The 20621-nt window shown below is 70.0% G+C and carries 19 protein-coding genes; 9 read left to right on the top strand and 10 right to left on the bottom strand.

Going from position 1 to position 20621, the window contains the following annotated elements:
- The 3 genes from ABZW60_RS27450 to ABZW60_RS27440 all read right to left on the bottom strand — a co-directional run bounded on the left by ABZW60_RS27450 (position 1) and on the right by ABZW60_RS27440 (position 2439).
- Positions 1-303, bottom strand: coding sequence for an urease subunit gamma (locus ABZW60_RS27450; RefSeq protein ID WP_355481503.1), 303 nt, complete (start codon positions 301-303; stop codon positions 1-3).
- Positions 300-1952, bottom strand: a complete 1653-nt coding sequence (locus ABZW60_RS27445; RefSeq protein WP_355481501.1) for a hypothetical protein — start codon at positions 1950-1952, stop codon at positions 300-302. The genes ABZW60_RS27450 and ABZW60_RS27445 overlap by 4 nt, the downstream gene beginning before the upstream one ends.
- Before the next feature lie 103 nt (positions 1953-2055).
- A complete protein-coding gene (locus ABZW60_RS27440; protein ID WP_355481499.1) occupies positions 2056-2439 on the bottom strand; it encodes a MarR family transcriptional regulator in 384 nt (127 codons plus the stop codon).
- Between the two features lie 97 nt (positions 2440-2536).
- Between ABZW60_RS27440 and ABZW60_RS27435 the strand changes: the two genes are divergently transcribed.
- The 3 genes from ABZW60_RS27435 to lhgO are packed head-to-tail and all read left to right on the top strand — an operon-like array spanning position 2537 to position 5666.
- Entirely contained in the window at positions 2537-3598 is a 1062-nt protein-coding gene (locus ABZW60_RS27435; protein ID WP_355481497.1) for a substrate-binding domain-containing protein, read from the top strand.
- A 34-nt stretch (positions 3599-3632) separates the two neighbouring features.
- The gene (locus tag ABZW60_RS27430) at positions 3633-4445 is read left to right on the top strand and encodes an alpha/beta hydrolase (protein WP_355481495.1); all 813 of its coding nucleotides are present in this window, start codon (positions 3633-3635) and stop codon (positions 4443-4445) included.
- A gap of 24 nt (positions 4446-4469) precedes the next feature.
- The gene (lhgO, locus tag ABZW60_RS27425) at positions 4470-5666 is read left to right on the top strand and encodes an L-2-hydroxyglutarate oxidase (RefSeq protein WP_355481493.1); all 1197 of its coding nucleotides are present in this window, start codon (positions 4470-4472) and stop codon (positions 5664-5666) included.
- Positions 5667-5675: 9 nt separating this feature from the next.
- On the opposite strand, the gene ABZW60_RS27420 is transcribed toward lhgO, so the two are convergent.
- Positions 5676-5864 (bottom strand): hypothetical protein, encoded by a 189-nt coding sequence (locus ABZW60_RS27420; RefSeq protein ID WP_355481491.1) that lies wholly within the window; start codon positions 5862-5864, stop codon positions 5676-5678.
- Between the two features lie 94 nt (positions 5865-5958).
- Between ABZW60_RS27420 and ABZW60_RS27415 the strand changes: the two genes are divergently transcribed.
- Complete coding sequence (locus tag ABZW60_RS27415; protein WP_355481489.1) at positions 5959-6501, top strand: CBS domain-containing protein; 543 nt, start codon at positions 5959-5961, stop codon at positions 6499-6501.
- 3 nt (positions 6502-6504) lie between these two features.
- Positions 6505-7785 carry an ArsB/NhaD family transporter gene (locus ABZW60_RS27410; RefSeq protein ID WP_355481488.1) on the top strand — a complete coding sequence of 427 codons (1281 nt, stop codon included), beginning with the start codon at positions 6505-6507 and terminating at the stop codon, positions 7783-7785.
- Here ABZW60_RS27410 and ABZW60_RS27405 read toward each other — a convergent pair.
- A complete protein-coding gene (locus ABZW60_RS27405; RefSeq protein WP_355481486.1) occupies positions 7773-8294 on the bottom strand; it encodes an SPFH domain-containing protein in 522 nt (173 codons plus the stop codon). The two genes, ABZW60_RS27410 and ABZW60_RS27405, sit on opposite strands and share 13 nt — an antisense overlap.
- A gap of 142 nt (positions 8295-8436) precedes the next feature.
- On the opposite strand from ABZW60_RS27405, the gene ABZW60_RS27400 reads away from it, so the two are divergent.
- From ABZW60_RS27400 to ABZW60_RS27390, 3 genes are read left to right on the top strand one after another with little or no spacing between them, the layout of a single operon-like run.
- Complete coding sequence (locus ABZW60_RS27400; RefSeq protein WP_355481484.1) at positions 8437-9378, top strand: sensor histidine kinase; 942 nt, start codon at positions 8437-8439, stop codon at positions 9376-9378.
- Positions 9375-10019 (top strand): response regulator transcription factor, encoded by a 645-nt coding sequence (locus tag ABZW60_RS27395; protein ID WP_355481482.1) that lies wholly within the window; start codon positions 9375-9377, stop codon positions 10017-10019. The genes ABZW60_RS27400 and ABZW60_RS27395 overlap by 4 nt, the downstream gene beginning before the upstream one ends.
- A gap of 51 nt (positions 10020-10070) precedes the next feature.
- Positions 10071-10886: an ACT domain-containing protein gene (locus ABZW60_RS27390; RefSeq protein WP_355481480.1), complete on the top strand. Its 816-nt coding sequence runs from the start codon at positions 10071-10073 to the stop codon at positions 10884-10886.
- A gap of 29 nt (positions 10887-10915) precedes the next feature.
- Here ABZW60_RS27390 and narI read toward each other — a convergent pair whose 3' ends face one another.
- Genes narI through ABZW60_RS27365 form a run of 5 tightly spaced genes read right to left on the bottom strand, consistent with a single transcriptional unit; the run spans position 10916 to position 18867 of the window.
- Positions 10916-11629: a respiratory nitrate reductase subunit gamma gene (gene narI, locus ABZW60_RS27385; RefSeq protein WP_355481478.1), complete on the bottom strand. Its 714-nt coding sequence runs from the start codon at positions 11627-11629 to the stop codon at positions 10916-10918.
- Positions 11629-12300: a nitrate reductase molybdenum cofactor assembly chaperone gene (gene narJ, locus ABZW60_RS27380; RefSeq protein WP_355481476.1), complete on the bottom strand. Its 672-nt coding sequence runs from the start codon at positions 12298-12300 to the stop codon at positions 11629-11631. The genes narI and narJ overlap by 1 nt, the downstream gene beginning before the upstream one ends.
- A complete protein-coding gene (narH, locus tag ABZW60_RS27375) occupies positions 12297-13961 on the bottom strand; it encodes a nitrate reductase subunit beta (protein WP_355481475.1) in 1665 nt (554 codons plus the stop codon). Before narH ends, narJ begins: the two co-directional genes overlap by 4 nt.
- On the bottom strand, positions 13961-17596 hold the full coding sequence (locus ABZW60_RS27370; RefSeq protein WP_355481473.1) for a nitrate reductase subunit alpha: 3636 nt from the start codon (positions 17594-17596) through the stop codon (positions 13961-13963). Before ABZW60_RS27370 ends, narH begins: the two co-directional genes overlap by 1 nt.
- Positions 17593-18867 carry an MFS transporter gene (locus ABZW60_RS27365; RefSeq protein ID WP_355481471.1) on the bottom strand — a complete coding sequence of 425 codons (1275 nt, stop codon included), beginning with the start codon at positions 18865-18867 and terminating at the stop codon, positions 17593-17595. The genes ABZW60_RS27370 and ABZW60_RS27365 overlap by 4 nt, the downstream gene beginning before the upstream one ends.
- 74 nt (positions 18868-18941) lie before the next feature.
- Here ABZW60_RS27365 and sulP point away from each other — a divergent pair, with 74 nt between their 5' ends.
- Positions 18942-20612 carry a sulfate permease gene (sulP, locus tag ABZW60_RS27360; protein ID WP_355481470.1) on the top strand — a complete coding sequence of 557 codons (1671 nt, stop codon included), beginning with the start codon at positions 18942-18944 and terminating at the stop codon, positions 20610-20612.
- Positions 20613-20621: the final 9 nt, after the last annotated feature.

Raw genomic sequence — 20621 nt, 5'->3', positions numbered from 1 at the left:
TCAGATGATCGGGTGGTGGATGGTGACGAGCTTGCGGCCGTCGGGGAAGGTCGCCTCGACCTGGACGTCGTGCAGGAGTTCGGCGACGCCGGGCATCACCTGGTCACGGGTGAGGACCGTGCGGCCGGACTCCATCAGGTCGGCGACGCGGGCGCCTTCGCGGGCCCGTTCGATGACCCAGGTGCTGAGCAGCGCGACGGCCTCGGGGTGGTTGAGCAGCACTCCCCGGGCCAGCCGGTCGCGGGCGACCATGCCGGCCACGGAGAGCAGCAGCTTCTCGACGTCGGCGGGGGTGAAGTTCATGCCGGCAACGGTAGGACGTGGTCGGCGACCTTGTCCGTGCTCAGGCACAGCGAACACACCGCGGCGTCGTGGGTGGCGCAGGCGGTCATGTCCGGGCGCTCGTACTGCTGCCGGCACACGTGGCAGGTCAGCACCTCGCCGGACGGGTTGCCGTGCTCGTCGTACATCGGCAGGTCCAGCCCGTCGTCGGTCCGCCGCAGGTAGTACTTGCCGCGGGTGATCACGGCCAGCAGCGGCGGCAGGACGAGAGCCATGCCGATCGCGACCAGCGGCGAGTACGGCTTGATGCCCGCGCCGAGCCCGCCGAAGAACACCAGGATCGACACGCCGGCGGCCAGTGCCATCGACACGAAGCCGACCGGGTTCACGGCGTACAGCATCCCGCGCCGGAACTCGGGAGCCTTCGGGGACAGGCCCAGCAGGTACTTGTTGAAGACGATGTCGGAGGCAACGACCACGATCCACGCCATCCCGCAGTTCGCGTAGAACCCGAGAATGGTGTTGAGGAAGTCGAACATGTTCGCCTCCATCAGCACCAGCGCGATCACCAGGTTGAACCCGAGGAACACCAGCCGGCCGGGGTAGTGCCTGGTCAGCCGGGTGTACGAGTTCGTCCACGCGAGCGACCCGGAGTACGCGTTCGTCACGTTGATCTTCACCTGGCTGATGACGACCAGGACGACGGCCAGCGTCATCGCCAGCCATCCGGGCAGGAACCCGCGGTAGATCTCCAGGAACTGGTGCACGGGCTGGTTCGCGATCGCGGACGAGTCGGCGACGTTCGCGATCAGGTAGACGGCCAGGAACAGGCCGATGACCTGCTTCAGGGCGCCGAAGATGACCCAGCCCGGTCCGGCCAGCAGCATCGCGGTCCACCACCGGCGCGAGTTCTCCGGGGTCTTCGGCGGCATGAAGCGCAGGTAGTCGATCTGCTCGGCGATCTGCGCGATCAGCGACAGGCACACGCCGGCGGCCAGCAGCATCGAGCCGAAGTCGGCGTCCGGGCCGTAGTCGAAGAATGTCGCGACCGACGACGGGTGCGACACGAGCAGATAACCGAACGGCAGCACCATCAGGATCAGCCACAGCGGCGTCGTCCACACCTGCAGCGTGGACAGCACCTTCATGCCGTAGATGACGAGCGGGAAGATCACCAGCGTCGACACGGCGTACCCGAGCCAGAGCGGCACGTGCAGCCCGAGGTTCAGGCCCTGCGCCATGATCGAGCCTTCGAGCGCGAAGAAGATGAACGTGAACGACGCGAAGATCACGTTGGTGACGACCGAGCCGTAGTACCCGAAGCCGCTGCCGCGGGTGATCAGGTCGAGGTCGATGTTGTAGCGCGCGGCGTAATAGGCGAGCGGCAGGCCGGTCGCGAAGATCACCACCGCGAAGATCGCGATCCCCCACAGCGCGTTGGTGGTCCCGTACGAGATCCCGATGTTCGCGCCGATCGCGAAGTCGGCGAGGTAGGCGATCCCGCCGAGCGCCGAGACGGCGACCACGCCGGTCGACCACTTCCGGTAGCTGCGCGGCGCGAACCGCAGCGTGTAGTCCTCGAGCGTCTCGCGGGTCGCGGTCGTCGGGACGGGGGAGTTGGTGGTGGTGTCGGTGGTGGTGCGGTTGTCGAGCGAGGGTTCAACAGTCATGGGCGGAACTCCTGCGGCACCTTCGGGCGAGCGGTGCTCCGGCGGACCGGCGACGCTGCCGGCGGGGGATGCACCCGAATGGAAGGAACCTAGGAACGCCGTGTTACCTGCGTGTTGCCGAGCTGCTACGTTCCTGTATTTCCATCTGGAAATACTTTGAAATCATCGTCTCGAGCCCGCGCTGGGCCTCGGCGAGACGCTCGGCGACCGTGCCGCCGACGGGGGAGAGCGCGATGATGACCCGCCGCTTGTCACTGGCGTGGACGCGGCGCAGGACCAGGCCGCGTTCGACCAGCTTGTCGACGTGCCGAGTGAGGCTGGCAGCCGGCAGTACGGCAGACTGTGCGAGCACGGACATCGACTGTCCGGGCTCCTCGCGGAGCGCGGCCATGACCCGCCACTGCTCGATGGTCAGCCCGAACTCGCCGAGCAGCGGCTGCAGACCCAGCTCGAACTGCCGCTCCATCCGCTTCAGCAACAGCAGCACGCCACACCTCCTCGGTTCAGGTGCTGGGAAATATAACCGGTAGCTCGCGGCTCCACCGCATTGTCGGACAGACTGGCCGGGACCGGAGGAGGTGACCGTGCGGCGGACCGACGTGCTGCCGATCGCCTTCGTGGTGCCGATGCAGGGGCCGACCGGGATCTACGGACCGTCCTGTCTCGCCTGCGGGCAGCTCGCGGTGGAGCAGCTGAACGCGCGGAACGGGATCGCCGGCCGCCCGGTCGAGCTCGTGCACGTCGATGCCGGCCGGTCGCCCGAGGTGGTCGCCGAGGACGTGGGCCGGCTGGTCGACGCGGGCCGGGTCGAGGCCGTGGCGGGCTGGCACATCTCGGCCGTCCGGGTCGCGCTCACCCGGCGGATCGGTGGGCGGGTCGTGTACGCGTTCGCGGCGATGCACGAGGGCGGCGACGACACGCCCGGCGTGTTCATGCTCGGCGAGCGCCCGGTCAACCAGTTGCTCCCGGCGGCGCACTGGCTGCGCGAGCACCACGGTGCCCGGCGCTGGGTTGTCGTCGGCAACGACTACGTCTATCCCCGGGTGACCGGCTCGGTGGCGCAGGAGGCCTTGCAGGGCACCGGATCCGAGATCGTGCACGCCGAGTACGTCCCGCTCGGTACGTCGGACTTCCGGCAGGTGATCGACGGGCTGCGGGCGACCGGCGCCGACGGTGTGATCATGCTGCTGATGGGGCAGGACGCGGTGCATTTCAACCGCCAGTTCGCGGCCGGCGGACTCAGTGAGCGGCTGCTCCGGCTCAGCCCTGCGATCGAGGAGAACACCCTGCTCGGCGCCGGCCCGGCCGCGAATCACGGCGTGTACGCGGCCGCGGCGTACTTCGACAAGCTGACGACCGTCGAGAGCAGCGAGTTCGCCCGCGACTACTACGCCCGCTTCGGGCCCTTCGCGCCCGCGCTGAACGCGGTCGGCGAGTCCTGCTTCGAGGCGATCCGGTTCCTCGCCCGGCTCGGCGAGGTCAGCGGCTCGATCGCGATATCGGCCGCGCTGCCGAGCGGCCACTTCTACGACAGCCCCCGCGGCCTGCTGCGTCTCGACGGCAACCTCGTCGACCAGGACGTGTACCTGGCGGTCGCCGACGGTCTCGAGTTCCGGATCCAGGAACAGATCGCCCGCACCGGCTAACCATTGTGAACCATGCCAATGGTTAGGGTGGCGTATGGATGTCAACGAGCGGTTCGACTGGGAAGGCCGATCGATCGCGTGGGGCCGGGCCGGCAGCGGTCCGCCGGTCGTGTTCTGCCACGGGACGCCGTTCTCTTCGCGTGTCTGGTCGCGGTACGCCGACGCGCTGAGTGCGGACTTCACGGTGCACCTGTGGGACATGCCCGGGTACGGCGAATCGTCCAAGGATGCGGACCACGCGGTCGACTTCGGGGCACAGGCGAAGGCGTTCGCGGCGTTGCTGGCGCACTGGGGGCTGGAGCATCCGCACGTCGTCGCGCATGACTTCGGCGGCGCGGTCTCGCTGCGCGCCACGCTGGCCGAGAAAGCGGCGTACGCGTCGTTGATGCTGGTCGACGTGGTGGCGATCCCGCCCAGCGGCTCGGCCTTCTTCCAGTTCGTGAAGCGGTATCCAACGACGCTCGACGCGTTGCCGCCGTACATCCACGAGGCCGTCCTTCGGGCCTACGTGAGCGCGGCGAGTCATCGCGGGTTGCGGGACGACGAGCTGGCTGAACTGGTCGCGCCGTGGCGCACCGAGGCGGGTCAGCCCGCGTTCTACCGGCAGATCGCGCAGTACGACGAGGACTTCCTGGCTGAGAACGAGCGCACGCTCGGCGAGCTCTCGCTGCCGGTGAAGGTGCTGTGGGGCGCCGACGACGCCTGGATCCCACCGGAGACCGGGCGGCGGCTGGCGAGCCTGATCCCGGGCGCCTCGTACGCCGAAGTGCCGGACGCCGGCCACCTGATGCAGTACGACGCCCCGGTCGCGCTGGCCACCGCGCTGCGGGAGTGGCTGTATTTCTGACCGCGCTCGCGGCTCTTTTCAGAGGTGACGAGATCTGCGGTGGTGGTCGGTGGCGGGATCGTGGGGCTGGCTGTGGCGCGGAGCCTGCAGCGGCTCGACCCCGGCACGCCCGTGATCGTGCTGGAGAAGGAGCAGGCGGTCGGGGCGCACCAGACCGGCCACAACTCGGGCGTGGTGCACTCAGGGCTGTACTACCGGCCGGGCTCGCTCAAGGCGCGGTTCGCGGTGGCCGGCGGTGCGGCGCTGCGGGAGTACTGCGCGGAGAAGGGCATCCCGCTCGACGTACCGGGCAAACTCGTCGTGGCGACGACCGAGACCGAGCTGCCGCAGCTCGACCGCCTGCTCGGGATCGGCCGCGAGAACGGCGTCCCGGTCCGTCGCCTGACGCTGGATGAGGTCGCCGAGCGGGAGCCGCATCTGCGGGTGAAGGGCGCGCTCGCGGTCGACTCCACCGGCCGGGTGGACTTCAGGCTCGTAGCGGCCGCGCTCGCCGACGACGTACGGGCAGCGGGCGGCGAGATCCGGACTGGTGTGTCTGTGACGGCGGTCGAGAACGCGGGGTCCGTGGTGCGCGTCCGGACGACGGACGACGTGATCGAGGCCGATCGCGTGGCGGTGTGCGCGGGGCTGCACAGCGATCGGCTCGCGCGGGCCTCGGGCCTCGAACCCGGCGTGCGCATCCTGCCGTTCCGCGGCGAGTTCAGCGAGCTCGTCCCCGGCCGGGAGCACCTGGTGAAGGGGCTCGTCTACCCGGTGCCCGACCCCGACCTGCCGTTCCTCGGCGTCCACCTGACCCGCGGTATCGACGGCAGCGTCCACGTCGGCCCGAACGCCGTCCCCGCCTTGTCCCGCGAGGGCTACTCGTGGTCGCGGATCGTGATGCGCGACGTCTGGGAGTCGGCGACGTACCGCGGGTCCTGGAAGCTCGCCCGCCGCTACGCCCGCACCGGCGCGAAGGAGATCTTCCGCTCGCTCACCGGCCGCGCGCTGGTCCGCGAGGCGCGGCGGATGCTGCCCGAGCTCCGGGTCGCCGACGTCCGGCGGTCCGGGGCCGGTGTCCGCGCGCAGGCCGTGACCCGGGACGGCAAGCTCGTCGACGACTTCCTGTTCCTCCGCGACGGCCGCGCGCTGCACGTGCTCAATGCGCCGTCGCCGGCCGCGACCGCCTGCCTCGTCATCGGTGACCGGATCGCCGAAGAGCTTTCGGCCGACAGAGCCTGAGTCGCCGGCTCACAGGTGCTGAGGCTCGAGGCCGATCTCGACGATCCGGACCCGGACCACCGGAACCGTGCCGGTGAGCGACTCGATCTCCTTGCCGATCGCCGTCTGGACGGCGCTGCCGACCTCGGCGGCGCTGTGCGTCACGGCCGCGTGGCCCGCGCGGACAGGCCGGCCGCCGTACCGCGCGTTATCTGACAAGTTGGGGTGTAGACCCCATGGTTGCGTCCTGATCGCCCAACAAGACTGATTTCCGAGTGAGGCCGCCGTTCCCGAGGCGGTCAGGGAGGTCAGGGTGAGCAGTGTCGGTGCGGTCGGTGCGGTCGGTGCGGTCGGTGGAGTCGGTGCGGTCGGGCAGGGTGCGGCGATGCGGGCCGTCGACATAGCGATCGGCCTGCCGACGGTCACGGTGCTCGATCCCGTGGTCAAGGCGGTGCAGCTGATGGCGGTCGGGCGGATGCCCGGCCTGGTGGTCGTCGACGAGCACCGCCGGCCGCTCGCGGTGCTGCCCGGTTCGCAGGTGCTGAGGCTGAGCATTCCGGCGGCGTACCAGGACGACCCGATGCTGTCCCGCGCCGTCGACGAGTCGTCGGCGGACGCGTTCTGGCGGGAGCTCGGCGGCCTGGCGGTCGGCGACTGCCTGCCGCGACCTGTCGCCCGTCCGCTGACCGTGACCGCGGACGCGACGCTCCTGGAGATCGCGGCGCTGATGGCCCGCGGACGCAGCCCGCTGGTCGCGGTGGTCGGCGCCGACGGCGTGCTGACCGGTGTGATCACGCTCGACCGGCTGCTGACCAGCCTGGCCGTCGCCGGCCTCGACGACCAGCCGCCGGGGTGAGGCGTGAGGCCTCTCGTCGCGTTGGTGATCTTCGGCCTGGCGTTCTTCTACATCGCGACGGAGAAGGCCGACAAGGTGAAGGTGGTGCTGATCGGCGCCGCCGCCATGGTGGTGCTCGGTCTCGCCCCGGGCACCGAGGTGTTCTACTCCGAGCACGCCGGGATCGACTGGAACGTCATCTTCCTGCTGCTCGGCATGATGATCGTGATCGGGATCGTCAAGCAGACCGGAGTCTTCGACTACCTCGGCATCTGGGCGGCGAAACGCTCCCGCGGCGAGCCGTACCGGTTGATGGTGCTGCTGATGCTGATCACCGCGGTCGCCTCGCCGTTCCTGGACAACGTGACCACGATCATGCTGGTCGCACCGGTGACGATCGTGGTCTGCGAGCGGCTGCGGATCCCACCGCAGCCGTACCTGATCGCCGAGGTGCTGGCCTCCAACATCGGCGGCGCGGCGACGCTGATCGGCGACCCGCCGAACATCATCATCGGCAGCCGGGCCGGCCTGTCGTTCAACGACTTCCTGGTGCACATGACGCCGATCGTGGTGATCGTGTTCGTGCTGTTCGTGATCTTGTCGAGATTCCTGTTCCGTAAGGACTTCCGGCACAACCCGCAGCAGGTCGCCGCCGTCCTCGCGTTGCAGGAACGACGGGCGATCAAGGATCCGCGCCTGCTCGTGCGCTGCCTGGTGGTGCTGGCGGTGATGGTCGCGGGCTTCTCGCTGCACTCGGTCCTGCACCTCGAGCCGTCACTGGTCGCCCTGATCGGGGCCGGCGTGATGCTGCTGGTGGCGAAGGCCGACGTCGGCGAGGTGCTGCGGGAGGTCGAGTGGTCGACGCTGGTGTTCTTCATGGGCCTGTTCGTGATGGTGTCGGGCCTGGTGCACACCGGGGTGATCGAGGCGATCGGCGACTGGGCGGTCGCCGCGATCGGGGACCGGTACCTGCTGGCGGCCACCGCCCTGCTGTTCGGATCCGGCGTCCTCGGAGCCTTCTTCGACAACATCCCGTACGTCGCGACGATGACACCTGTGGTGGAAGGCGTGGTCGAGCAGGAACCACAGACCGGGCAGTCGTTGTGGTGGGCGTTCGCGCTGGGCGCCGACTTCGGCGGCAACGGTACGGCGGTCGCGGCCAGCGCCAATGTGGTCGCCCTGGGGATCGCGTCCCGCAGCGGGCATCACATCACGTTCTGGCAGTTCACCCGGTACGGCGCCGTGGTGACGGTGCTCAGTATCGGACTGGCCTGGGTGTACGTGTGGCTGCGCTACTTCGCCTGATGAGCGACCGAGCGAAGCGCGACCTCGATGGTCCCCAGGGTCAGCGCGCCGACCTCCACGCCGGGCACGTCGATCGCGAGGTCGACGTACGGCGGAAGCTCGGCGATGGTCGCGACGTCGCGGTAGGCGACGGCCCGGGCGAGAGCCCGTTCGGTCTCGTCCAGCGCGAGGTCCAGGGGAGAGACCGCGTTGCCGACGGCCACGGCCGGCTCCACGATGCGGATCCCGACCTCGCCGTCGATCCGGACCTCGAGACCGTCGCTGCTGCGCGCACTGACCACGAACGGCCGCCGGGTGTATGCCCTCGGCAACCACACGTACTGTTCCAGCAGCGGCACGCGGGCCGTGAAGCCTGTGGTGCGCACCCGGTGGACCCGGCCGGACCGCAGGACGACGAGCCACTGGCCGCGGGGGACCGTCCGTGGCTCGATCGCGGTCACCAGCGCGAGAACGACGAGCGCGGCCAGAATCGCCGACGCGTGCGGGGCCGGCGTGGTTGCGACGGACATGCTGCCTCCCGGGGCCGATGCGATTCCAGTCTGACCGGCCGTCCGGGGAGGGACCATGAGTGCTGACACCCACTTTCGCGTCCGAACATGGACTTCGCCGGTGCGGTTGCCGGAGGGTGGAAGGGTGAAAACGGGAGCCGGAATGCCCTTGTACTGGCGGGTCTGCCTGATCAACGGACTGGTGTTCGTGGTCGGGACCGCCGCGCTGGCGCTGGCCCCGGTGACGGTGTCCGCGACCGTTCTGGTGTCGGAGGCCGTCGTCCTCGTGCTCGGCCTGATCGGCATCGTCGTGCTCAACTCGATCCTGCTGCGGACGAGCCTGGCTCCGCTCGACCGGCTGATCCGGCTGATGGCCACGGTCGACCTGCAACGCCCTGGCCGGCGGCTGCCGGAGTCGCGCAACGGCGCGGTCGAGCCGCTCGTGCACGGCTTCAACGCGATGCTCGAGCGCCTGGAGACCGAGCGCGGACGCAGCAACGCGAAAGCGCTCGCCGCTCAGGAGGCGGAGCGGCACCGGATCGCCCGAGAGTTGCACGATGAGATCGGCCAGGGGCTGACCGCCGTACTGCTGGGGCTCAAGCAGTTGTCATCCGGAGTGCCCGACGCCGTCCGGAAGGACCTCCTGGAGGTGCAGGAGACCGCCCGCGCGACTCTCGACGAGGTGCGTGGAGTGGCTCGACGGCTGCGGCCTGGTGTGCTTGAGGACCTCGGGCTGCACGCGGCGCTGACCGCGCTCGCGACCGAGTTCTCGTCGCACGGGATGCACGTACGGCGGGTCACCTCGCCCGGCCTGCCCGAGCTGGGCGCCGAGCGGGAGCTGGTGATCTACCGGGTCGCCCAGGAGGCGCTGACCAACGCGGCCCGCCACTCGCAGGCGCGCAGTGTGCGCCTGTCACTGCAGCGACAAGGCCCAGCGGTGATCCTCACGGTCGAGGACGACGGGATCGGTCTACGCGGCGCGGAGGAGGGCACCGGGATCCGGGGCATGCGGGAGCGGGCCCTGCTGATCGGGGCCGAGCTGACCGTCGGGCCGGGCAGCACGGGAACGTCGGTACGACTCGCGGTCCCGGTGGAGCAGCCATGATCCGGATCCTCCTGGCCGACGACCATGCCCTGGTGCGTCGCGGCGTCCGGCTCATCCTGGACAGCGAACCCGACCTGCAGGTGGTCGCCGAGGCCGGCGACGGCGCCGAGGCGCTGCAGGCGTGCCGCGACACCGAGATCGATCTGGCGGTGCTCGACGTCGCGATGCCGCGGATGACCGGGCTGCAGGCGGCGCGCGAGCTGTCCCGCCGGCGGGAGCCGCCGCGGATGCTGATGCTGTCGATGTACGACAACGAGCAGTACTTCTTCGCCGCGCTGAAGGCGGGCGCCTGCGGCTACGTGCTGAAGTCGGTCGCGGACCGGGACCTCGTCGACGCCTGCCGCGCCGCGGGGCGCGGTGAGTCGTTCCTGTACCCCGGGGTGATGAGCACGCTGGTGCGCGACTACCTGGACCGGGTCCGTCGGGGAGAACGCGTCCCGGGGCAGGTGCTCAGCCCGCGGGAGGACGAGGTCGTGAAGCTGATCGCGGAAGGTCATCCGTCGAAGGAGATCGCGCGCATCCTCACGATCAGCCACAAGACCGTCGAACGGCACCGCGCCAACATCCTGCAGAAGCTCGGCATGCGCGACCGCACCGAACTGACCCGGTACGCGATCCGCGCCGGCCTGATCGAACCGTGATTTCACACCGGCGCAACAGCCGGGCAATCTGGGCCCGGGACGCTGTCGGGTATGGATTCGTTGCGTACGACGCTCACCGGCGGAACGGCCTGTGAGGTGTGCGGAAGGCTGCCCCACCCGCGGCGCCTCCGCCTGACGCTGGCGAAGCTCGTGGCGGTCGCGCCCGTCGAGCTGGCCCTGCACGCGGCGGTGCTGGCGGCGCACCCGCCGTACCTGATCTCCGTCGCCGTGCTCGCGACCGTGACGACCGCCTTGGTGATCTGGGTGGTGGAGCCGTCGACGATGCGGCTGCTGCGGTCCTGGCTGCACGCCCCGACGGTCCGGCCGCGGCACGGGATCGGGACGTTGTGGCGGATCCGGGTCACGCTCGACGACCGGGCGGGAACGCTGGAGAGCGTCACCCGGCGGCTCGCCGACCTCGACGCGAACATCCTCGGGCTGCACGTCCATCCGATCGACGACGGCGTCCGGGACGAGTTGGTGGTGTCGACACCGGACGACGTCACGGCGGCCGACCTGGAGATCGCGGTCGAGTCGGGCGGCGGCCGGGAGACGCATGTGTGGCCGACGACCGCGTTGGCGTTGGTGGACGGGCAGACGAAGGCGCTGAGCCTGTCCGCGCGCGTGGTCGCGGACCCGGGGGAGTTGCCGCACGCGGTCGCCGAGTTGCTCGGCGCGCGGCTCGTCACCGATCGCGTGACGCTCGCCGGTCAGCTGCCCGACGACCGGACCGTGCTGAAGGTGCCGTCACCGTGGACGGGTCTGTTCGTGTTCAGTCGCCCGGGCGAGCCGTTCACACCGGCCGAGTCGGCCCGCGCACACCGCCTCGCCGAGCTGGCCGAGGCAGCCCAAACCATTACCCGCTGACCACCACCGGCTGACCATGACCCGCTGAGTCAGCGTGCGTCCCAGCCGCGGCGGGGAGAGTGCGTCGTCGGCCGGGCGTCGCGGCTGCGGTAGACGATGTACGGACGGGTGAGGTAGCCGAGCGGCGCGCTGAAGACGTGGACCAGGCGGGTGAACGGCCAGAGTGCGAAGAGCGCGATCGCGACGAGTCCGTGGAGCTGGAAGGTCAATGGAGCCTCGGCCATCAGATCAGGGTGGAGATCGAAGCGGAAGATGCCGCGGAACCAGATCGACACGCCTTCGCGGTAGTCGTAGTGCCCGAAGATGTTCGCTACCACCGTGTTGGCCAGGCCCAGCAGGATCACCGCCGCCAGGAACACGTACATCAGCTTGTCCATCCGCGTCGTGGCGGAGAAGACCGGGCCCACCGTGCGGCGGCGATAGATGAGGATGGTCAGGCCGACGAGCGTGCAGAACCCGGCGATCGCGCCGATCGAGACGGCGAGGAAGTGGTACAGGCCCTCCGAGACGCCGACCGCCTCGGTCCAGGACTTCGGGATCCCGAGTCCCATCACGTGCCCCAGGAACACCGCCAGGATGCCGAAGTGGAACAGCGGGCTGCCCCAGCGCAGCAGCCGGTCCTCGTACAGCTGCGACGACCTCGTCGTCCAGCCGAACTTGTCGTACCGGTACCGCCAGATGTGCCCCACCACGAACACGGTCAGGCAGATGTACGGGAACACCACCCACAGCAGTTGGTCCATCAGCGAGCTCCGGGAAAGGTCGGCATCGGCAGCAGGGCCGGATCGGAGGCCGCCGTCGCGTACGGCGTGAGCCCGACCTCTTCGCGGGGCGGGCCCTCGGCGGCGAGCCGGGCGATCGCGTCGCGTTCGTCGCCCCGCAGCAGCGGCAGCGTCGCGGTGACCGCGCGCACCGCGCCGTACCAGGGCGAGTCGCGCTCGGCGAGCGCCAGCCGGAGCAGCTCGAGCCCGGCACGGTGGTCGAGCAGCAGCCGGTGGCCGAGGTTCTGGTCGACGGTCGCGGCGTACTCGAGCACGACGCACAGGTGGTCGGGCAGCTCGGAGTCGTCGAGGACGAAACCGGATCGCAGGTAGGTCTGCTTGAACCGCAACAGCGCGACGCCGCGACGGCGGGTGTCGCCGTGGGCGAAGTACGTGAGGTAGAGGTTGTGCCGCCGCCGGCTGTCGAACGTCTCGACGTACGCCGCCTGCAGCTCCGGAAGGTTGCCCGCAGCAAGCTGTTCGAGGGTGGCCGTGAGCGGCTCGGCCAGGTCGGCGGGGAGGCGGTCGAGGGCGCGCCGGATGAGTGGCAGGCGCTCGATGAGGAGCTCATCGGGGTAGTCGAGCAGGAGGGACGCGGACTGCCACGCGATCGTCAGTTGTCCGGCCGGCAGGGCCGGAGCGGGATACTTCATCCGGCGTCCTCCCCGTTGTCCGGGCGTTGCGGGAACAGGCCGTCGGGTTTGCCTTTGCCGTCCCAGTTGAGCAGGTTGACCCGCGCCTGCTTGTCGGCCGGCGAGGCGATGCCCTCCGACGTCTGGCGATCCTTCAGCATCTGGAAGTTCTCGACCGCGATCGGCGTCGGTCCACCGGAGCCCTCGCCGAACGGGCCCGACCCGCCCATCCCGGGCCCGCCCTCGTAGTCGAGCGAGCAGGCCAGCTCCTCGAGGTCGTGCGCCTGCTCGGCGTGCGCCGCCGGGATCACGTAGCGCTCGTCGTACTTCGCGAGGGCGAGCAGCCGGTACATGTCGTACAGCTCCTCCTCGCTCATCCCGACCGCCGCCGGGATGCTGCCGTCCGGATCGCGGCCGAGGTTGATGTCGCGCAGGTACGAGCGCATCGCGGCGAGCTTGCGCAGCACCTGGTCGACCGGCGCGACATCGCCCGCGGTGAACAGCTCGGCCAGGTACTCCACCGGGATCCGGAGCGCGTCGATCGCCGCGAACAGGTTGTCCTTGCGCTCGGCGTCCTCGCCGGTCTCGCGGACCACGTCGACGACCGGTGACAGCGGCGGGATGTACCAGACCATCGGCAGCGTCCGGTACTCCGGATGCAGCGGCAGCGCCACCCGGTACCGGCTGATCAGCGCGTACACCGGCGACCGCTGCGCCGCGTCGATCCAGTCCGCCGGGATCCCGGCCCGCTCGGCCTCCCGTCGCACGGCGGGATCGAAGGGGTCGAGGAACACGTCCCGCTGCGCCTCGTACAGGCCGTGCTCGTCCGGAGTCGAGGCGGCCGCCAGCACCTTGTCGGCGTCGTACAGGACGAGGCCGATGTAGCGCAGCCGACCGACGCACGTCTCCGAGCAGACGGTCGGGAGGCCGACCTCGACGCGCGGGAAGCAGAACGTGCACTTCTCGGCCTTGCCGGTGCGGTGGTTGAAGTAGACCTTCTTGTACGGGCAGCCCGACACGCACATCCGCCAGCCCCGGCACCGGTCCTGGTCGACCAGCACGATGCCGTCCTCGGTGCGCTTGTAGATCGCGCCGCTCGGGCAGGATGCCGCGCACGACGGGTTCAGGCAGTGCTCGCAGATCCGCGGCAGGTAGAACATGAAGGTCTGCTCGAACTCGAACCTGACTTTGTCACCAACCTTCTTCAGCACCGGGTCGGCTTCGGCGGTCGCTGCCGACCCGCCGAGATCGTCGTCCCAGTTCGCCGACCAGGTGATCTTCATGTCCTGGCCGGACAGCAGCGACTTCGGCCGGGCGACCGGCGTGTGCTGCTGCGCCGGCGCGTCGGTCAGGTTGGCGTAGTCGTACGTCCAGGGCTCGTAGTAGTCGTGGATCGACGGCAGCTTCGGGTTCGAGAAGATCGTCAGCAGCTTCTTCAGCCGGCCGCCGGACTTGAGGGTGAGCCGGCCGCGCTTGGTGAGGGTCCAACCGCCCTTCCAGGTCTCCTGGTCCTCGTACGTCCGCGGGTAGCCCTGCCCGGGCCGCGTCTCGACGTTGTTGAACCAGACGTACTCGGTGCCGGTGCGGTTGGTCCACGCCTGTTTGCAGGTCACCGAGCAGGTGTGACACCCGATGCACTTGTCGAGGTTCATCACCATCGCCATCTGCGCCATGACCCGCATCAGTACGTCACCTCCTGCGAGCGCCTGCGGATCACGGTGACCTCGTCGCGCTGGTTCCCGGTCGGTCCGAGGTAGTTGAAGGCGAAGGACAGCTGGGCGTACCCGCCGATCAGGTGCGACGGCTTGATCAGCAGCCGGGTCAGCGAGTTGTGGATGCCGCCGCGCTTCCCGGACGTCTCGGCCAGCGGTACGTCGATCAGCCGGTCCTGCGCGTGGTGCATGTAGACCGTGCCCTCGGGCATCCGGTGCGAGACGATCGCCCGCGCGACCACGACCCCGTTGCGGTTCACCGCCTCGATCCAGTCGTTGTCGGCGATCCCCACCTTGGCCGCGTCCTGGTCGCTCATCCAGATGGTCTGCCCGCCACGGCTGAGCGAGAGCATGAACAGGTTGTCCTGGTACTCCGAATGGATCGACCACTTGTTGTGCGGTGTCAGGTAGCGAACGGTCACGCCGAGATCGCTCACGGACCCGATCTCGGGTTCGGCGAACATCGCGCCCATGTCGAGCGGACCGCGGTACACCGGCAGGTTCTCGCCGAGCTCGGTCATCCAGTCGTGGTCGAGGTAGAAGTGCTGCCGGCCGGTGAGCGTGTGCCACGGCTTGAGCCGCTCGACGTTGATGGTGAACGGCGAGTACCGGCGGCCGCCCGACTCCGAACCGGACCACTCGGGTGAGGTGATGACCGGGACCGGCGCCGCCTGCGTGTCGGCGAAGGTGATCTGCTTGCCCTCGTGCTCGGCCGCGAGGTCGTGCAGCGGCTTGCCGACGCGGCGCTCGAGCGTCTTGAACCCCTCGGTGGCGAGGTGTCCGTTCGTCGTACCGGACAGGGCCAGGATCGCCTCGCAGGCGTGCACGTCGCGCTTCAGCGACGGTCGGCCGTCGGCCGGCCCGCCGCGGACCGCGCCGTTCTTGGCGCGCAGGTACTCGACGGAGGCGGTCTCGTCGTAGGTGACGCCCTTCGTCGTCGCGCCCAGCTTCTCCATCAGCGGCCCGAGCGCGGACATCTTCGCCGCGACCGCCGCGTAGTCGCGTTCGACCTCGACCAGCTTCGGCATCGTGACGCCCGGGACCGGCTCGCACTCACCGGCCTTCCAGTCGCGGACCATGCCGTGCGGGGTGGCGAGCTCGTCCGGAGTGTCGTGCAGCAGCGGTACGGCGACCACGTCACGGCGTGTGCCGAGGTGGGACGCGGCCAGCTCGCTGAACTTCTCCGCGATCGTCTGCCAGGCGTCCCAGTCGGTCCGGGTCTGCCACGGCGGCGCGATCGCCGGGTTGAACGAGTGCACGAACGGGTGCATGTCGGTGGTGTTCAGGTCGTGCTTCTCGTACCAGGTCGCCGCGGGCAGGACGACGTCGGAGAACACCGTCGTACTGGTCTGCCGGAAGTCCAGCGTCAGCAGGAGGTCGAGCTTGCCGCGCGGCGCCTCGTCGTGCCATTCGACGTCCTCCGGGTGGACCCCTTCGGTCGCGCGCAGCGAGGACCCGGCACCGAGCAGGTGCTCCAGGAAGTACTCGTTGCCCTTGGCCGACGAGCCGAGCAGATTGGCACGCCAGATCGAGAGGATCCGCGGGAAGTTCTCCGGCGCGTCCGGATCCTCGCAGGCGAACCGCAGCGCGCCGGACTTCAGCTGGTCGACGATGTGCTCGCCGACCGGCCGGTCCGCCGCCGCGGCCTCGTCGGCGAGGTCGTGCGGGTTGCGGTTGAAGGTCGGGTACGACGGCATCCACCCGAGCCGCGCGCTCAGCGCGATCAGGTCCGCGGTGGTCTTGCCGCTCATGCTGCCGGGCATCCGCGAGAACGTGTCCGCGCCGAACGAGTCGTAGCGGAACTGGTCCGTGTGCAGGTACCAGTAGGCGGTCTGGATCATCTGGCGCGGCGGTCGCAGCCAGTCCAGCCCGAACGCGAGCTGCGCCCATCCGGTGATCGGGCGGCACTTCTCCTGGCCGACGTAGTGCGCCCAGCCGCCGCCGTTCACGCCTTGGCAGCCGGTGAGCGTGGTCAGCGCGAGGAACGCGCGGTAGATCGTGTCGGAGTGGAACCAGTGGTTGGTCCCGGCCCCCATCACGATCATCGACCGGCCCTTGGAGTCCTCGGCGTTCTGCGCGAACTCACGGGCGATGCGGGCGGCCGCTGCCGCCGGTACGCCGGTGATGGGCTCCTGCCAGGCCGGGGTGTACGGCGCGGGGTCGTCGTACGACGTGGGCCATTCGCCGGGCAGTCCTGCGCGGGGTACGCCGTACTGCGCGAGCAGCAGGTCGTACACGGTGGTCACGAGATGGTTGCCCACACGCCGCACCGGCACACCGCGGGACAGGTCTTCGCCGCCGGTGTCGAATCTCGGCAGCGCCACCGGAACGCTCTGGTCTCCGAGCAGGGTCAGGACGGGATCGGTCGAGCCCAGGTCCAGGTTCCACCGGCCGTTGCCTTCTTCGCCGAACCGGTGGCCGAGCGAGCCGTTCGGCACCACGGGCTGCCCGGTCGGTGCGTCCAGGACGACTGTCTTGAAGGCCGCGTTCTCCTCGGTGCTGCCGAGGTCGGCCGCGGTCAGGAACTTGCCGGGGCGGTACGTGCCGTCGGCTTCGTCCAGGCGGATCAGGTAGGGGAGGTCCGTGTACGTCTTGGCGTACTGCGTGAAGTACGGCGTCTCGCGGTCGACGAAGAACTCCTTGAGGATCACGTGCCCCATCGCCATCGCCAGCGCACCGTCCGTACCGGGTGCCGCCGGCAACCACTCGTCGGCGAACTTCACGTTGTCGGCGTAGTCCGGCGCGACCGCGATCACCTTCTGCCCGCGGTACCGCGCCTCCGCCATCCAGTGCGCGTCCGGCGTCCGCGTGACCGGCAGGTTCGAGCCCCACATGATCAGGTAGCCGGCGTCCCACCAGTCGCCCGACTCCGGTACGTCGGTCTGGTCGCCGAAGACCTGCGGCGACGCGACCGGCAGATCGGCGTACCAGTCGTAGAACGACAGCATCGTGCCGCCGATCAGCGACGTGAACCGCGCGCCGGAGGCGTGCGACACCATCGACATCGCCGGGATCGGGGAGAAGCCGGCGATCCGGTCGGGACCCCACTTCTTCAGCGTGTGCACGTACGCCGCCGCGACCAGCTCGGTCGCCTCGTCCCAGGTCGAGCGGACCAGGCCGCCCTTACCGCGCGCGGACTTGTACCGCCGCGCGAGCTCCGGGTCGTCGACGATGTGCGCCCACGCCGCCACCGGGTCGCCGTACTGTGCCTTCGCCTGCCGGTACAGGTCGAGAAGGACGCCGCGGACGTACGGGTAGCGGATGCGCGTGGGGGAGTAGGTGTACCAGGAGAACGCGGCGCCGCGCGGACAGCCGCGCGGCTCGTACTCGGGCTTGTCGGGACCGACCGACGGGTAGTCGGTCTGCTGGGTCTCCCAGGTGATGATGCCGTCCTTGACGTACACCTTCCACGAGCACGACCCGGTGCAGTTCACGCCGTGGGTCGAGCGGACCACTTTGTCGTGGCTCCAGCGGTCGCGGTAGAAGTCGTCCGCGCCGCGGCCGCCACGCTTGGTGAGGGTGCGCAGGTCGTCGGAGACGGTGCCTTTGGTGAAGTAGCGGCGGGTACGGATCAGAGCTTCGGTCAGCTCGCCGTCCAGGCTCATGCGGCTCCCTCGATCGTTGTGGCGCGCGACTCCGGGGTACTGGGTTGAGCGGTCCTCCTCACGATCGTCAGCGTCAGCAGCAGCGTCAAGGCCGCGGTGACCGACAGCATCGTCAGGCCGATCCCGTAGGACTGCGTGCGGCCGTAGACGTAGCCCATGATCAGCGGCGGCACGAAGCCGCCGAGACCGCCGGCCGCGCCGACGAGTCCGGTGACGCCGCCGACGCGGGCCGGATCGGTGACCTTGGCGACCAGCGCGAAGGTGGCGCCGCTGCCGCCGCCGAGCGCGGCGGCCATGCCCAGGAACGCGATCGTCCCGACGGGCTGGAGCAACGGCGTCGTGGCGGCCACCGCGGCCCCGGCGACCACGACCGCGTAGCAGCAGGCCAGCACCGGGATCGGGCCGAACTTGTCCGACAGCCAGCCGCCGACCGGGCGCATCACCACGGCGACCACGACGAAGCCGGCCATCCGGTTGGCCGCGTCCGCGGCGGACAGGTCGTAGGCAGTCTTGAGGTACGACGGCAGATACACCGAGAACGCGACGTACCCGCCGAACGCGACCGCGTACAGGATGCAGGCCTGCCAGCTGATCGGGAGCTTCGCGTTCGCCACCAGCCGCTGCAGGAACCCGCCCTGCGCGGGACGGCGGTTCGGCGCGTCGCGGAGCACGAACCAGGCGATGACGGCGTACGCCGCCAGGCTGATCGCGGTGAGCAGGAACGGGACCCGGTGCCCGGCGTTGCCGTAGAGCTTGACCGTGGTGAGCGCGCTGATCGCCGTACCGCCCATGCCGGCGCCGAAGATACCGATCGCGAGGCCGCGGCGCTCCGGCGGGAACCAGGCGTTCACGAACGGCACGCCGACCGCGAACGCGGTACCGCCGATGCCGAGGAAGAAGCCCCCGACCAGCAGCGCCGCGTAGGAGTCGAGCGCGAAGATCCCGATGAACAGGATCGGCAGGATCGTCGCCGCGGACACCAGCGGGAACATCACGCGGCCGCCGTACCGGTCGGTGAGCGCGCCGATCGGGATCCGCCCGAGCGAGCCGACGAGCACCGGTACGGCGACCAGCAGCGCGACGTCGGACTCGGTCAGCCGGCCGAGTGTGCCCTCGGTGCGGAACAACGGGCCGAGCGGACTGAGCAGCGCCCAGGCCCAGAAGTTGACCGCGAACCCGATCGTGGCAACCGCGAGCATCAACCACGGGGAACGTGCTGCCGTCCTGTCACCGCCGGTGCCGTCCATGATCAGCAGCCTGCCGCCCGCCACGGGCGTGGCAGTAGGGCCGAAGGTCCTCCCTGTGGCGGACACTGAGGGCAGCGGTCGGGTGAAAGGGGTGGGGGTTGACGATCACGGGACTCGAGACGCTGCGGGGGTACCAGCGGGGCTGGCTGCGGTCGGACGTCCTCGCCGGGCTGACGGTGGCGGCGTACTTCGTGCCGCAGGTGATGGCGTACGCCCAGCTCGCCGGCCTGCCCGCGGTGACCGGGTTGTGGGCCTCGCTCGGTCCGCTCGTCGTGTACTTCCTGCTCGGCACGTCCCGGCTGCTGTCGATCGGCCCGGAGTCGACGACCGCGCTGCTGACCGCTGCCGCGATCGGCCCGCTCGCGGCGGGGGACCCGGTGCGGTACGCCGGGCTGGCCGCCGTACTCGCGCTGATGGTCGGCGCGATCTGCGTCGCGGGATGGGCCGCGCGGCTCGGCTTCCTCGCGGACCTGCTGTCCAAACCGGTACTGATCGGCTACCTGGCCGGCATCGCGGTCCTGATGATCACCGGCCAGCTCGGACGGCTGACCGGAGCCCCGGTCGAGGGTGACTCACCGGTGGCCGAGGTGGTGTCGGCGATCAGCCTGATCGGCGAGTGGGAGCTCGCCCCGGTGCTGCTGTCGGTGACGGCCCTGGTGTCGCTGCTCGCGCTGGCGCGCTGGACGCCGCGCCTGCCGGGCCCGCTGATTGTCGTGGCACTGGCAGCGCTGGTGACCTGGATGGCCGGACTCGGCGACAAGGGCGTGGCTCTGGTCGGTTCGGTGCCCAGCGGCCTGCCCGTGCCGCAGGTGCCTCCGATCGATCTGCAGGACGTCGCGACGCTGGCGCTGCCCGCGGTCGGTGTCGCGCTCGTCGGCTATACCGACACGGTGCTCACGGCCCGCGCCTTCGCCAGCCGCGGCGGTGGGGCTATCGATCCCGGTCGGGAGCTGCTCGTCCTCGGACTCGCCAACGTCTCCGCGGGCCTGCTGCGGGGCTTCCCGGTGAGTAGCAGCGGCAGCCGGACCGCCCTGGCGGAGGCGTCCAGCGCAAAGAGCCAGGTGTACTCGCTGGTGGCGGCGCTGACGATCGTCGCGACGTTGCTGTTCGCCGGGCAGCTGCTCGAGACGTTCCCGATCCCCGCGCTCGGGGCTCTGGTCGTGTACGCCGCGCTGCGCCTGATCGAGCTTTCCGAGTTCCGGCGGATCGGGTCGTTCCGGCGCAGCGAGTTGCTGTTGGCGGTGGCAACGACCGTCGGCGTGGTCGCGCTCGGCGTCCTGTACGGCGTCCTCGTCGCGGTCGCGCTGTCCGTCATCGACCTGCTGCGGCGGGTCGCCCGGCCGCACGACGGGATCCTCGGCTACGTGCCCGGGATCGCCGGGATGCACGACATCGACGACTACCCCGACGCGCGGCCGGTGCCCGGTCTGGTCGTCTACCGGTACGACTCGCCGTTGTTCTTCGCGAACGCCGAGGACTTCCACCGCCGTGCGCTCGCCGCCGCCGACGACGCGCCCACCCCGGTGCGCTGGTTCCTGCTGAACACCGAGGCGAACGTCGAGATCGACATCACCGCGATCGACGCGCTCGACGGGCTCCGCGAGGAGCTGGCGGCCCGCGGCATCGTGCTCGCGCTGGCCCGGGTCAAGCAGGACCTCCGCGACGACCTCGAAGCCGCCGGCTTCCTCGAGCGGCTGGGGCCGGGACGCGTCTTCTACACCCTGCCGACCGCCGTCGAGGCGTTCCGCAAGGAGTCACCGGGCAGCTAGCACCTCGAC

This window comes from Kribbella sp. NPDC003557, assembly GCF_040610805.1.
GTDB lineage: Bacteria > Actinomycetota > Actinomycetes > Propionibacteriales > Kribbellaceae > Kribbella.
This window is presented reverse-complemented; position numbering and strand designations above follow the sequence as displayed.

Coding starts and splice junctions, on each gene's coding strand:
- ABZW60_RS27450 (WP_355481503.1), bottom strand. CDS start 303: ATGAACTTCACCCCCGCCGACGTCGAGAAGCTGCTGCTCTCCGTGGCC.
- ABZW60_RS27445 (WP_355481501.1), bottom strand. CDS start 1,952: ATGACTGTTGAACCCTCGCTCGACAACCGCACCACCACCGACACCACC.
- ABZW60_RS27430 (WP_355481495.1), top strand. CDS start 3,633: ATGGATGTCAACGAGCGGTTCGACTGGGAAGGCCGATCGATCGCGTGG.
- ABZW60_RS27405 (WP_355481486.1), bottom strand. CDS start 8,294: ATGTCCGTCGCAACCACGCCGGCCCCGCACGCGTCGGCGATTCTGGCC.
- ABZW60_RS27400 (WP_355481484.1), top strand. CDS start 8,437: ATGCCCTTGTACTGGCGGGTCTGCCTGATCAACGGACTGGTGTTCGTG.
- ABZW60_RS27395 (WP_355481482.1), top strand. CDS start 9,375: ATGATCCGGATCCTCCTGGCCGACGACCATGCCCTGGTGCGTCGCGGC.
- ABZW60_RS27390 (WP_355481480.1), top strand. CDS start 10,071: ATGGATTCGTTGCGTACGACGCTCACCGGCGGAACGGCCTGTGAGGTG.
- narI (WP_355481478.1), bottom strand. CDS start 11,629: ATGGACCAACTGCTGTGGGTGGTGTTCCCGTACATCTGCCTGACCGTG.
- narJ (WP_355481476.1), bottom strand. CDS start 12,300: ATGAAGTATCCCGCTCCGGCCCTGCCGGCCGGACAACTGACGATCGCG.
- narH (WP_355481475.1), bottom strand. CDS start 13,961: ATGCGGGTCATGGCGCAGATGGCGATGGTGATGAACCTCGACAAGTGC.
- ABZW60_RS27370 (WP_355481473.1), bottom strand. CDS start 17,596: ATGAGCCTGGACGGCGAGCTGACCGAAGCTCTGATCCGTACCCGCCGC.